Below are 13,865 nucleotides of genomic sequence, written 5' to 3' on the forward strand. Positions count from 1 at the left end.
CTAATTTCGGATAACAACGATCCGTTTTCAAACTTGAAGGTGTTTTTTGTTTGTCTCATATTATGGGGTCAGTCCCAAACAGCGGGATTTTTTTATGTCGTCATCGCACTTGGACGTTTTGTTTATTAACGGTTTTCAGGCGTTTGTCGTACAGCACCGTCGCTGCGATGCTGACAACAAGAAGCACCATCAGGATCAACAGCAGCACGCTCATTCCGTACTGATCAACCAGCACGCCGCCAAGGAGCGGCCCGATCATTCTGCCGCCCGTCGCCGCACTGTTGACGAATCCTTGGTAAAATCCTTCTTTCCCCTTAGGCGCAAGCTGATTGGCAATGGTAGGCACGGCAGGCCAGACAAGCATTTCTCCGACGGTTAAAATCACCATTGCGGTGAGGTACATCGGAAATTGCTTGGCGCTGAGAAGCACGCCGAACGAGACGATAAAAATACAAAAGCCGATGACCATCTGCGTTTTTAACGCACCGGACCATTTTTTCAGAACAGCTCCCATGAGAGGCTGTCCGGCGACAATTAATATTCCGTTTACGGTCCAGAGCACACTGTATAATGAAAGCGGCATACCGATGCTTTGAGTATGTGACGCAACGGTTGTGGACCACTGCGAATAAGCGATCCACCCGAGAACATACCCGCCGCTCAATATGAGAAGCGCCGTAAATTTCGTTCTGCTGCTGACAGGCTCGTAGTCCAGAACAGAAACCTGGCTCGCATGCTGGGTTTTGATATTTCGAAACCCGAAAAATACGATAAGGAAAAACAGCACATACAGCAAAGCATTGGCTAAAAACACGTACGTAAACGAGTACGCCGCAACCATCCCGCCGAGTGCCGAGCCCACGGCGACACCTGCGTTCTGAGCTACATAAATCGCATTAAAAGCTCTCCGCCCGCCTTCTTTCCATACCGCTCCCGCCATGGCGTAACTGGCCGGAAACACGATACCGGAACCGAAGCCGACAATGATGAGCAGCCAAATATAAACGGGCCATTGATGAAACAGAACGAGTCCGAGAAGACTTGCCAATGTGATCATAATGCCCAGCATAATGGATTTGAATCCGCCGATTTTATCAAACAAAAATCCGCCGCATAAATTCCCCGCCACACTGGCCCCGGAATTCAGCATCAGAACAACCCCCGCAACAGTCAGCGATTTCCCTAAATGATTATGAATATAGATCGTATTAAGCGGCCACAAAAAAGATGCGCCCGTCACATTGATAAACATTCCGATGATTAATATCTTCAAAGCGCGCGGCATACCGATCCCCCTCTCTCTATAAAAAACCCCATGAAAAAACGGAAACCGCAAGCCGCGGCTCCGTATCGAACACGTTATCATAGCACATTCATTCTATCGCCGCGGACGTCTTTTTTCAACAACAGAATCTGAAAAAAATAATGCCGGAATGTTGAAAAAATTACAAATGATTGGATTCATAAAAACAGGCCGGCCTCATGCTCTTTTCCTCAGCAGCCAAAACGGAATATACAGAATGAAAAAGCTCAATATCACCGCCGCTTCCATTGATAGAAGATACCACGGCCAAGGTCCGAAAACATTCAGAAGCGAAGCGGTCTTCGGTTTTTTCATTAAATATAAGTAATTTGCATTCAGCACACGATCAATAAAAAAGACACACGCCCCGTACAGATTTACGATCAGCACAGACACCCACAGTCCGCGCGCCGACGGTCTGTACCTTTCTGAAGCGGCCATGAATAGGCAGGTAAGAAAAACACAGCCGTGGGAGACGAAAAACACGATGTACCGAAAATGAGGGAAAGAATACGCCCCTAAATCAGGTGTTGCCATCGCCTGTACGGCGCTGCCCAAACCGGCAAAATAGAGGAAGGCGAACAGTTTTTTGCTTTTTGTCATGACCATCAGCATTGCCAAATAGACGGAAAGGTCGCTCAGCTGCAGCGGCAGAGCTGTTTTCAGCGACCAGGCATGATGACAAAGCAGCCATATATGATAGCTGATCTGCGACACGGCAAGGAGAATGAACAGTACATAGCGGAAAACGCGATTCGGCCGGCCGTGATTGAGCTGTTTCCGGAATATGATCACGCACACCCCAAGCAATCCGATGACCAAAAGCGTGAAAATGTGTTCCTTGGAAAAAAGATGAAAGGCTCCTGTTTCAGATTTCAATTGAAAATACTTCTGCATAAGGCTCCCCCGCGCGAGAAAATGACGTATGTCTATTCTTTTAAAAATCGCTTTCTTCTATTCATACAAAAAAAGCCTCCGCTTATGCGGAGGCTCCTCAACTTGTTTTACAATGCGGATTGAATGACCTTTTTATAGTATAGCACCGACAGCATGCCGAAGATGGAGTACAGCAGCGTATACAGCGCCATGACGATGATCATCGGCGTCCACACTTCCGTTCCGAATAAAAACCATCCTGACTGAACGGCAAAATAGCTGTGGAACAGCCCGAGAACGAGCGGAATCCCGAAATGATACGCCTGCTTCCGGCGGATGCCTTTCAGCAGATCCCCCGTTGTGAAGCCGAGCTTCCGCAATATCGTGTAATCAGCCTTCTCATCCTCACACTCGCCCATTTGTTTAAAATAAAGGATACAGCCTGAGGTGATCAGAAAGGTTAACCCCAAAAAGCCGACAATAAACATGATCAGCCCCATGTTTTTCTTTTGGGTGTCAGCCGTTTCAAATTGTGAAAGCGCGCCGTCAGAATAGTGCTGCGCCTGAAACAGACCATCAGCTTTTTGGATGTCCTCTTCACGTTTGAGTGTAATGCCGAAAAACCGATTTGATTTTCCCTGAATGGACGGGTCGATATCTTTCTCGATCCGGTCAAATACCTGCTGCGTGACGATAACGGTCGGCAGCCCTCCGCTTGTAAATGTATATGACAGAAGGAAGTCGTTCTTCAAGCCCTTATACGCCAGCGGTATTTTATCCGTTTTGCCGTTTATATCAATGGAACCTGACGTTTTCAGGTCGAGAAATCTTTTCATCATATCATTATATCCGGTAAACACGGCTTCTCCGTCAGAAAGCTCCGTCCCTTCTGCGTCTTTCTCGCTTATAATCGGCAGCGCCAAGCTGGACGGGTCTTGTTGAAAGCTTTTCATGTCGCCGTTTATGATGTTCTTCATATTGACACCGGCTTGAATGGTCTTGATTGTTTTCACTTTGTGTTCAATTCCGTTTTTCTTCAATAAAGCGGTAAATGAGTCAGTCTCCTTTTGGTTATCAAACGCAAAGTCCGCGGCTGTATTTTGCTCAGCCGATTTTTCCGCGGAATAGTACGAGATATAGCTTAAAGACAGCAAACCGATTGCCAGCGCCGAAAGAGTCGTAATAATCGTCAGCAGGACGGCGTTTGACTTCATCCGGAACATGATGGATGACAAAGACAGCACTTCACTGACATTCAGATACCCGCCTTTTGATTTCCGGATGAGATTTGCCAGAAAGCTGACCGAACCTTTATAAAACAGATAGGTTCCGATAATGACCGAGCCGAGAATAAACACCATGGCCGAAAACAGTTCATTCATGCTCGTAAAACTGCCTCCGAATAAATCCGCGGACACGGCATAGCCGGCGATAATGGCCGCAATACCGACAACACCGATCGACATCTGCACCCAAGAAAGCCGTCTTATGCCGCTTTCTGACGATGACGCGGTTTTAAATAAAGACAAAATGCTTTGCCGTTTAATAAATAAGTAATTCATCATCATAATCAGCACGTAAATCGCCCCGAACACAATTAACGTCTGAACGAGCGCCTTGCTTGAAAAAAACAGTGAGACAGAGGCTTTCACACCGACTGTATGAAACAGCATCATCATACATAATTTCGAGAGAGAAAAGCCGGCAAAAATACCGATCCAAATCGATCCGAAATACAAAATGAAATTTTCTGTGCTGAGTATGCGGAAAATGTGCATTTTCGTCATGCCGATTAATCGGAATAAGCCGATTTCCCGGCCGCGCCGTTTAATAAAAATGGTGTTGGCGTATAAAAGAAATACCGACACGATCGCCACAAGCAGTACAGAGGCTGCCCGGATTGCCGCCGCTCCTTTTATGGAGCTTTTCATTTCATCAAGCGCAGGATCGTATTGCATCGTGACAAACGCGAAATAAAGGGCGGCGCTGAACACCAGCGCAAAAACGTAAAGGTAATAGTTTTTCAAATTCTTTTTCAGGTTCTGGAAGATCAAATGATGAATACTCATGCCTGAACCCCGCCCAATACACTTTGCGTTTTCATAATATCCTGAAAAAAGTCCGGTCTGTCCTGGCCGCCTTTATTCAGCTGTGTATACACACGGCCGTCTTTAATGAAAACCACACGTCCGGAATAGCTGGCGGCAACCGGATCATGCGTCACCATCACAATGGTGGCGCGGCGTTTTTGATTCAGACGGCTGAGTTTATTCAGTAAATCCATGGCAGCCTTTGAATCGAGCGCTCCGGTCGGCTCATCAGCAAAAATAATGCCCGGCTCGTGAATAACAGCTCTTGCGGCAGACGTCCGCTGTTTTTGCCCGCCGGAAATTTCACTTGGATACTTATGTCGCAAATCATAGATCCCAAGCTCCTCTGCCGTCTCGGCAAATCGCAGGTCCGCCTCTTTCTTAGACATTTTCGTAATGGATAACGGCAGGAGTATGTTTTCTTTCACGGTCAGGGTGTCCAATAAATTATAATCCTGAAAAATAAAGCCGAGATGCCGTTTTCTGAATTCGGCAAGCTGCTTTTCTTTCATGGATGTAATCTCCGTCTCATTCAGTTTAATGGTGCCCGCGCTCACTTTATCAATGGAGGAAAGCACATTCAAAAGGGTCGTTTTCCCTGATCCCGAAGGGCCCATAATGCTGACGAATTCCCCTTTGTGAATCTGAAGATCAATTCCTTTCAGCACCTCTTGTTTATTCAGCTTGTTTCCGTAGCTTTTTTGGATATTGCCTGCTTCTAAAATCATCACGTTCTGATTCTCCTTTTACATTGGTTATCTTTATTTTAAAAACAGAAGCCGTTTTTTTCGTTTGATTAAGCGAACAAAAGAGAAAAGCATGTGACACTTTTGTCACACGCTGAACATGCTGACGGCATCGTTCTGTTTCGGAAACACCAAGGTAAAAACCGTGCCGCTTTCCGGCTCAGAGCGCACGCTGATCTGGATAAGAAGCGGAGCCGCGGCTTTTTGAGCCAAATACAGGCCCATCCCCGTTGACGCGTGATCACGCCTCATTCGCGTCGAGGTAAATCCCTTTTCAAAAATGCGCGGAAGATCTTTGGGCTCGATGCCGATGCCGCGGTCTTCGATATCCACATGCACCCGGCCGTTTTGTTCATAGCTTTTTACGGTAATGTCATCCGCCTCACTGTATTTGACGGCATTGCTTAACAGCTGCCTGATGATGAAGGAAAGCCATTTTCCGTCACTGTGAACGTCTGGTGAATCAAGCTGAATGTCAAACCCGATCCCTTTTTGTATACACCATGATTGCAGATTTTTAATTTCTTTGAAAACGAGCGGTCTGAGCTGAATTCGCTGGAATGATAAATCATTTTCAATAAAGGACAATCGTTTCTGATGAAGCTGCTGGTCCAGGAGATGGTGAATCCGCAGCCATTCATACAGCAAAGGGGCTTTCAGCGGCTGTTCATCAAGGCGCTCGATCATGAGATGCATCGCTGTCAGCGGTGTTTTGACCTCGTGAATCCACGACATCAGATCGTCCTTTTCATGCTCTGACGCCGCCTGAAGATCAAGTGAGCTTTTTCTTAACTGCTCTGTCTGCCCTTCAATGCTTTCTTCAACGATAGACTCAAACGGACTGTCAGGCGCTTTAAGGTAAGACATGTCTAAATTGGCGTCCCACTCTCTTAAGCTTTTATAATAGGCGGTCTCTTTACGATAGCGGAACAAGAGAAATACAAGAAACACAAGAAGCGACAGGTAAACGAAATACAGCACCGAAAAAAACGGAATAGACGGATCAATATATGCCGCAAAAAGGAGCACAGCCTGCTGCAAAAGAAACATCGCGATCCAGCTCTTTCTTTCGAGCAGAAATGATTTAATCATAAAGACCGTCTTCTTCCTTTGCGATGTATCCCTGCCCCACTTTGGTTTCAATCATTTTCCCGATGCCTAATTGATCGAGTTTTTTCCGCAGACGATTGACATTCACCGTCAGCGTATTTTCACTGACGAAACGCTCATCATTCCATAGGCTTCTGATGAGTTCTTCCCGGCTGACGATTTTATTTTTCTGCTCAGCCAGCAGTTTTAAGATCAGCATTTCGTTTTTGGTCAGCTCGACCGAACCGTTTTTACGGCTTACCGTGTTGGTTTCTGTGTCAATGACCGCCCCGCACCATCTTTTCATCAGCGCAGGTTCTGTACCGTATTGATGCACACGGCGGAACACCGCCTGTATTTTCGCGATTAACACATCAAAGTGAAAAGGCTTCTGAATAAAATCATCTGCCCCGAGCTGCATCGACATGACCATATCCGCGGGATGATCGCGCGAGGACAAAAAGAGAATCGGCACGTTTGATAGGGAGCGTATCATTCTGCACCAATGAAAGCCGTCAAATTTCGGCAGCTGTACATCAATGATCACCAAATCAGGCTTAATTTCGGAAAACTCCCGGATGACCCGGCTGAAATCTTTTATTCCGTGCACCGCAAATGACCAGCCCGTTAATCTCTCTTTCATCTCATGAAACAAAGTGTTATCATCTTCTATTAACAAAATGTGAAACATGGTATCCGCCCTTTTCTGATAGATAGAGGAAAAACCGGCTGATGTCCAGCCGGCTTTTTTCCTTTACAGTTCTCTTCTTAATGCAGTCAGAACGTTGGTCTTTGTCGCTTTGCGGGCCGGATTCATACCGGAAATCACCGCGACCCCCGCACAAATGACAACTGCGATCACAACGAGGCTGAGCGGGATATAGGAGAAGGTATAATGAAGATCTTCGGCTCCGGTGTTTCCCCCTACCGCTTTCAAAATAACCGGCACAGCCAGATTGACGGCAAAACTCACTCCGTAAGAAATGATAATCCCGATGACAGAACCTAATATCCCGATATAGGCGCTTTCCATCAGGAACATTCTGCGGATGATGGACGGGCTTGCGCCAATTGCTTTCATAATCCCGATTTCCTGCGTTCGTTCCGTCACCGCCATCGTCATCGTATTGAAAATACCGATGGCAGAAATCACGACGGCGATAAAGCCGACAAAGATCAGGCCGATTTTAAAGACAAGGAAAAAGGTGTTGACGCCCTTCAGCTCGGTAGTGACAGATCTGACATAAAAGCCGTCATCCGTGAGGTCATGGGTAAGCTGATCGACATGATCGAATTTGTCCGCATACACATTGATGCTTTTTTCCGCATTTCCATTCTTCAGATCCAAGAATGTTGAGAAGTCTTTCTTGAATTGATCACTCACAAAAATATTTGTATCCTCCATCCAATCTTGGGACGGTTTTTTTGTAATTCCGACTACTTTGAAGTCGTATGTTTTCGTTTTCTCAACGTCTCCGTCTTTGTTTGTTTTGGAGATGCTCAGCTGTATCGTTTTATTAAGCAGGTCTTTCGTATAGCCTTTTGGTTTTTTCACCTCCGACATGTCGCCTTGGTGATCATTTAACTCTTTGTCGTAAGCGTCAGCCTCTTTTTTCGTCAATAGGTTCTTCGCAAAATCATAGCCGACCACGATTTCATTCTCTGTGCGGGCGACTCTTCCCTGATCAAGCTCCATATTGGCTTTGACTTCATCGTTCATGTTTGTCAGCACAATGGCTGAATCTTCATTTGTTCGGTTTCCCAATGACGCTTTGTTCGGTTCATACACTTGTGTTCTTTCAACGACAGACTTGACATTTTTATACTTTTCCAAGTCTGATTTCTTCACGGCTTTTCCGTTCTCTTGGCCGAGCACATTGATTTCCGTAACAATCTGCTGGCTCATCGTAATGTCTGTAATCGTTTTTTGGATGCCGAATCCGACGGAAGCCAGCACCACTAAAAACGCGCACGCCATTGTCGTCGCCAGCACCGTCATGAAAACACGCAGCCGGTTTTTCTTCATATTTCTTCTGATAAAGTGAATCTGATCCTTAAATCTCAACAGTAACGCCCCCTTTTAATACACCGTCATGCAGCTGGAATTTTGAATGCGCGATCGAAGCGACTTCATCGTCATGCGTAATGATGACAAATGTAATCCCGCGCTCCCGGTTCAGCTGCTGAATTAATGCAAGCACCTCAAGTTCCGTTTCTGAATCAAGGCTTCCCGTCGGCTCATCAGCTAAAATAATTGACGGATTTAAAATCAGGGCTCTTGCGATACTGACACGCTGCTGCTGGCCGCCTGACAGCTCATTCGGATAATGATTCGCATGATTCTCAAGTCCGACCCGTTTCAGCATGTCCGCGACTTTCTGCTTGCGTTCAGACGGTTTGACGCCTTTTAAGGCAAGCGGCATTTCAACATTTTCATAGGTTGTCAGACTCGGAATGAGCTGAAAACTTTGAAAAATAAAGCCGAAATGCCCGAGGCGGAACTGCGCCCACTCTTTTTCACTGAAGCCCGTCACATCAGTGCCGTTAATGACGATACGGCCCTTCGTCGGCGCTATGTATCCGGATATTAAATTCAGAAGCGTTGATTTTCCGGAACCGCTCCGACCGACGATACAGGCAATTTCCCCTTTTTCAACGGTCAAAGAGACATCCTTCAATACCGGAACCTCACTCTCTCTGCCTTTCCTGCCGATTTTAAATGAATGATCAATATGCTGTACTTCTATCACGTACACCACTCCCCCTTATATCTGTTTCGTTTTTTTATAGATGAAGTAATAACTGATGAAAAACCCGATAACCGCGCCGATAAGCATGCCGAATATGTAACCGGTATACGAACCGTTATAAGCATATCCGCATACCCCCGCACTTCCCAGCATACTGAGCGACATGACGAGCACTTGAATGGTGCGTTCAATGTGTTTGCTTAGGATAAAATGTCCGCTTCGTTCACTCGGCATTTTCAGGAAATTCACATAGCCGAATAGATAGAAACAAAACCCCATTAATGCGGAGATTAACAATGCGTGTTTCATGTAATACATCCATGATGTATGGATGTAAGCGGCAGGCATGAAATAGATCAGAAATCCGCTCCAAGGGAAATCAATATCCGGCACAGCCTGCCTGCCAAAAAGGAACTCAGCGTTTAACAGGTAAATCGTCATAACCACGATCGGAAAGACGGAAACCGTGAACGCTGTGATCAGCTGCGCCGCTAAATTGCCCGTTATCGTGCCGGCAGCTGTCACTAATGCATAAATCATCAAGCTGATGACTAGCATCCCTGCACTGAATGATTGAAAATGATGGACAGCGTCAGGTTTAAGCGCTAGAAACAATATGTCAGATACTCCGTAAGAAACAAACTGCGAGCCGGCTAACACGGCTGCTCCCAAGAAAAACTTCGTATGAAATATCCGGCTTCTTGAATACGGAAGACTCAGTGTAAACATCCTTTCAGCCCGGCCTCCTCTTATCAGAAAAAGCCCCATCATAACCGGAGGAATGAAATGAAGCCCAATCAAATTCCGATTGCTGTAATCAATGCTGAACGTACAAACTGAACCTGAATATTGATGAAGCGCACTCAAACAATCCTTATAGTGAAAATACTCATTTATAATTGCCAATGGGCCTAAGATAGATAAGAACCCCGCTGTGAGAAGCAGCAGTGTCTGCCGCTGCTTCCATTCTTTATAAAGCAAACCGCTAATCGGCACCTTGCCTTCCTCCAAACTGCTCATTTTCAAACGGTTCTACACATGCTTTGACTGCCTGTAAACCGTAAAATAACTGATGAAAAACCCGATAACCGCACCGAAGATAATGCCGGCAAAATAGCCGAACATCGTGTCTGTGACCCCATATCCGAAAACGCCGAAACCCATAACGGCAAACGCAATCACCAAAATCTGCACCGGCCGGTCCAATTTTCTCCAAAGAAAGAATCTGCCGTTCCGTTCATTCGGATATTTCAGAAAGCTGACGTAACCGATCAGATAAAAGACAAGGCTCATCACCATCGGAATGATTAAAATCAAATCCCTTTCTCTGATCCAGTCGTTCAACACATATCCAATAGGTGTTACAAATATAAAAAGACGGGATTCGATATATCTGCTGATAATAGAAAATTGATCTCCGACACTAAAATCGAAAACGACCTCCAAATTCGCGGCCGGCAGACCGATGAGTAAAAAAGGCAGACTCGTTACGGTAAACGCCGTTAACAGCTGGGCGAATACATATCCCGTTATTGCTCCGGATGCCATTAACAAGGCGTAAGCCATAAAACTGATGACAATCATTCCGATTGAGAAATGATCAAAATCGTACGTATGGCTCGGTTTCAGCAAAGATATCAGCAAAGACGCCGCTCCATAGCCTATCGCCTGGGGAACAACAATGACTGCTGCGCCAAGCCAGAATTTCGTCTGAAAGATTTGGCCTCTGCTGTAAGGCATGCTTAACAAGGCATCCATCGTTCCCTTTGTCCGTTCCAAGCCTAATAAGAAGACGGCAATGATGACACTCACAATCCAGCTGAAGGAAAGAAGCGATCCATTCGTATAATTGACAACGAATTCACAATCTTGAAGAGCTGGGTTATTCAAACATTCTTGATATGTTGAGTAGTTGTTATAAACCAAAAAAGGGTTTGCCGCCATTAAAAGAATGCCGCTGCATAAAAACAACCACTGATTTTTCTTCCATTCTGTGTACAACAATCCCCGCGGTATCATTCCGGTCCTCCTCTCTTACACATGCTTCGTTTTTTTATATATGGCAAAATAACTGACCAAAAATCCGATCGCTCCTCCGACCAGCATCCCGGCCACATACCCTGTCATCGTCTGTCCCGTCGAGTACCCCGCCAGGCCAAAACCGAGAACGGCGATTATAATCACCACAATCTGAATGGGCCGGTCAAGCTGTCTCCAGAGAAAAAAACGGCCGTTCCGTTCCGCCGGCTGTCTGACATAGCAAAAGTACCCGATGGCATAAAATACAATGCTCATCACTGCCGGGATGATTAATATATACTTGCTGGCAGATACCCAGTCCGTATTAACATACATGATCGGAATCAGATATTGAAACGAATCGTTTAGGTAAGCATTGACTGACGGCATCAGCTCATACATGCCGACCCCGAAAATGACTTCCGCATTTGTCAGCGGCAACGTAATAATCAGGTAAGGCGCTATCGACACGGCAAACGCCGTTAACAGCTGGGCGAACGTATTGCCCGTTAAGCAGCCTGCACTCGCGACCAATGCAAAAGCCAAAATACTCACAATAATCTCTCCGACGCTGTAATGGTGGAAGAAATATACGCGCTCAGGCTTTAACAGAAGAATGAGCAGCTCAGCCAGCCCGTAGCCGATCACCTGAGCGCCGGTAATGACCGCCGCCCCGAGCCAAAATTTAGTGTGAAACACCTGGGCGCGGGAATAAGGCAGACTGAAAAGCGCATCAATCGTTCCTTTCGTACGTTCCAGTCCGAATAAGCAAACCGCTAAGATGACAGCGGGCGCCCAGTTCAAGTTCAGCATTCCACTATCCAAAGAATTCACATAAAACTTACAATATGCTCCGTGGGTGTCCAGACAGCCTTGATAAACCAGATAGGTATTTAACATTTCAAATGGATTGACCGCCGCTAAAAAAATGCCGACCATCACAAGAACAGTTCGATTCTGCACCCATTCCCTGTACAGCAATCCCCTGTCTACCATCTCCGGTTCCCTCCAAACTTCGCGATGAAGACCTCTTCTAAGTTCACAGGAAGTTCATTCCATACTTTCGGCCGCAGCTCTTGCAGAAAGTTCTTTTTCTTCTCATCGTTCTTTTGAATCAGCACCGTATAAAACACACCGGCATGGTCGAGAATCGGTATGTTTTGTTCTCTGATCTTCAAGGCGACGTCCTCTTCAAATGCCATTTGGATTTTCATGTACTCTTCCTTCATATCATCCAAGTCCATCACATTCGTCAGCTGATTTCCTTCCAAAAATCCGATCCGGTTGCACATTCGCTCAATATCTTCTAAACGGTGTGAAGTAATCAGAATACTCGTTTCCCGTTCAGCCACTTCATCCACCATAAGCTGCAGCACGTCATGACGCGTTACGGCGTCAATTCCGTCCGTCGGTTCATCCAAAAGGATAAGAGCCGGGCGTGAAGCAAAGGCAAGGACGAGCGCAAGCTGTTTTTTCAGGCCTGTCGATAATTCACGGTATTTCTTCGTTTCCGGAATACCGTACCTGTTCATCAGCTCATTGGCGTAAGTCACATCAAAATTCGGATAGATTCTGCTTACAATTGCAACAAGCTGTTTATATGTATACTTGTCATAAAAAGGATTTTCAACAGGCATATAAATGATGTTCTGTTTTACTTTCGGATGCCGCTTTATTTCCACCTGATTAAATAAAACCGTCCCTTGATCCGGCAGCAGAATCTGCTGAATGAGCCGGAGCAGTGTTGTTTTCCCTGATCCGTTTCGTCCGAGCAGCCCGAAAATTTCCCCTTTTCCGATGGTGAGCGAAATATCCTTGAGCACTTCTTTACCGTCTATCGTTTTTGAGAGATTCCGCAATTCAATCATGATCCTTGCCTCCTTTCACATCAGCGCTGATTTCCTTTATCCATTCCTGCAGCTTCTCCAGCTCAACTCCCGCGTAATGGGCATCGATGATGAGCTGTTTCAATTGCTCTTTTATCATCGTCATCTTCCCTTCAACCAATGTCGTTTTTGCATTCTCCGATATATACGTTCCTCTTCCCCTCAGCGTTTCAATGACACCATCGCGTTCGAGCTCCTTGTACGCTTTGCTGACTGTGTTCGGATTGGCGATAATGATCGTTGCCAATTCCCTGACAGAAGGAAGTTTATCCCCCGGCTTCATGATCCCTTTTAAACAAAGCTCTTTCAATTGCTGTATGATCTGCTCATAAATCGGAGTTGAGCTTCTCGGATCGATTTGAATCATTTACTTCCCTTCTTTCTTTTACGAGCTGCTCTCTTTCTTTAAATGTTCTGCCATTGAAAACCGATGACGACAAGAACGACAAACAGACTGCTTGCCAAAACCGAGGCGGCGATAATAAGAGGCACATCTTGTTTTACGGATCTTTTGTTTTTCATGAAAGTTCCCCTTCCCTATGCTTAACATTTATATGTCGATTTCATTTTTTGAGTGTTTTATGTGTATTACATCAAGTAGTACACGTAATACAATAAACACACTCCGCCCTATTGTCAATTCTTTTTTAAAAGAAATACAAAAAAACCCGCCGGGATTCCGGCAGGTTTGCTGAACCATTTGAAACGGCGCGGTCAGTAATCAAAATTACGCTGCAAAATCATATTGTTTTGCAAGGTCTGCAGCTGCAATCTCATTCGGTAAAGCTGCTCTCTTTGCTGATCATTCGCAGATAATGACAGCTTGTTTAATTCATTCACCGCGTTTTCAAGCATCATTTGCGCTTCACTGTACTCATTATCATTATAATGCTCTTGTTTCGAAGCGGTTATAAATTGCTCATTCGCAAATTCATACGCCTGTTCGCTTCTTTGGAGATGTTCATCTACTGATTGTCTTGTTGCCAACGAAACCCCTCCTCAGTGAATGGGAAATCAAACTTAGTTTGAGCGGACCAAAAATAATAACACCCGAAGGTTGCAGGAAAGAGAACCAAATTTTCCGAGTTTAAACTAAAGGAATGAGA

At 45.5% G+C, this 13,865-nt stretch carries 14 protein-coding genes; all 14 read right to left on the minus strand.

Annotated features, from left to right (window positions below; translation table 11 throughout):
* Window positions 1-100: 100 nt before the first annotated feature.
* The 14 genes from AC3WTF_RS18390 to AC3WTF_RS18455 all read right to left on the minus strand — a co-directional run bounded on the left by AC3WTF_RS18390 (window position 101) and on the right by AC3WTF_RS18455 (window position 13,746).
* Complete coding sequence (locus AC3WTF_RS18390) at window positions 101-1,285, minus strand: MDR family MFS transporter (RefSeq protein WP_047936043.1); 1,185 nt, start codon at window positions 1,283-1,285, stop codon at window positions 101-103.
* A 195-nt stretch (window positions 1,286-1,480) separates the two neighbouring features.
* On the minus strand, window positions 1,481-2,200 hold the full coding sequence (locus AC3WTF_RS18395) for a YwaF family protein (RefSeq protein ID WP_015240419.1): 720 nt from the start codon (window positions 2,198-2,200) through the stop codon (window positions 1,481-1,483).
* Window positions 2,201-2,307: 107 nt separating this feature from the next.
* The gene (locus tag AC3WTF_RS18400; protein WP_007408811.1) at window positions 2,308-4,248 is read right to left on the minus strand and encodes an FtsX-like permease family protein; all 1,941 of its coding nucleotides are present in this window, start codon (window positions 4,246-4,248) and stop codon (window positions 2,308-2,310) included.
* A complete protein-coding gene (locus AC3WTF_RS18405) occupies window positions 4,245-5,000 on the minus strand; it encodes an ABC transporter ATP-binding protein (RefSeq protein WP_007408812.1) in 756 nt (251 codons plus the stop codon). Before AC3WTF_RS18405 ends, AC3WTF_RS18400 begins: the two co-directional genes overlap by 4 nt.
* Before the next feature lie 102 nt (window positions 5,001-5,102).
* Complete coding sequence (locus tag AC3WTF_RS18410) at window positions 5,103-6,107, minus strand: sensor histidine kinase (RefSeq protein ID WP_015387827.1); 1,005 nt, start codon at window positions 6,105-6,107, stop codon at window positions 5,103-5,105.
* On the minus strand, window positions 6,100-6,795 hold the full coding sequence (locus AC3WTF_RS18415; RefSeq protein ID WP_047936045.1) for a response regulator transcription factor: 696 nt from the start codon (window positions 6,793-6,795) through the stop codon (window positions 6,100-6,102). Before AC3WTF_RS18415 ends, AC3WTF_RS18410 begins: the two co-directional genes overlap by 8 nt.
* Before the next feature lie 63 nt (window positions 6,796-6,858).
* Complete coding sequence (locus AC3WTF_RS18420; RefSeq protein WP_015240422.1) at window positions 6,859-8,169, minus strand: ABC transporter permease; 1,311 nt, start codon at window positions 8,167-8,169, stop codon at window positions 6,859-6,861.
* A complete protein-coding gene (locus AC3WTF_RS18425; RefSeq protein ID WP_007408816.1) occupies window positions 8,159-8,854 on the minus strand; it encodes an ABC transporter ATP-binding protein in 696 nt (231 codons plus the stop codon). The genes AC3WTF_RS18420 and AC3WTF_RS18425 overlap by 11 nt, the downstream gene beginning before the upstream one ends.
* Window positions 8,855-8,869: 15 nt before the next feature.
* Complete coding sequence (locus AC3WTF_RS18430) at window positions 8,870-9,850, minus strand: ABC transporter permease (RefSeq protein WP_129003212.1); 981 nt, start codon at window positions 9,848-9,850, stop codon at window positions 8,870-8,872.
* A gap of 36 nt (window positions 9,851-9,886) precedes the next feature.
* Window positions 9,887-10,873 (minus strand): ABC transporter permease subunit, encoded by a 987-nt coding sequence (locus AC3WTF_RS18435; protein WP_047936049.1) that lies wholly within the window; start codon window positions 10,871-10,873, stop codon window positions 9,887-9,889.
* A gap of 15 nt (window positions 10,874-10,888) precedes the next feature.
* The gene (locus tag AC3WTF_RS18440; RefSeq protein ID WP_047936051.1) at window positions 10,889-11,869 is read right to left on the minus strand and encodes an ABC transporter permease subunit; all 981 of its coding nucleotides are present in this window, start codon (window positions 11,867-11,869) and stop codon (window positions 10,889-10,891) included.
* A complete protein-coding gene (locus AC3WTF_RS18445; RefSeq protein ID WP_020956239.1) occupies window positions 11,863-12,741 on the minus strand; it encodes an ABC transporter ATP-binding protein in 879 nt (292 codons plus the stop codon). The genes AC3WTF_RS18440 and AC3WTF_RS18445 overlap by 7 nt, the downstream gene beginning before the upstream one ends.
* Window positions 12,734-13,126: a GntR family transcriptional regulator YtrA gene (ytrA, locus tag AC3WTF_RS18450; protein WP_003152275.1), complete on the minus strand. Its 393-nt coding sequence runs from the start codon at window positions 13,124-13,126 to the stop codon at window positions 12,734-12,736. The genes AC3WTF_RS18445 and ytrA overlap by 8 nt, the downstream gene beginning before the upstream one ends.
* Before the next feature lie 347 nt (window positions 13,127-13,473).
* On the minus strand, window positions 13,474-13,746 hold the full coding sequence (locus tag AC3WTF_RS18455; RefSeq protein WP_016938496.1) for a YtzC family protein: 273 nt from the start codon (window positions 13,744-13,746) through the stop codon (window positions 13,474-13,476).
* Between the last annotated feature and the right edge of the window lie 119 nt (window positions 13,747-13,865).

The sequence above is a fragment of the Bacillus sp. EB106-06-01-XG163 genome, assembly GCF_058791615.1.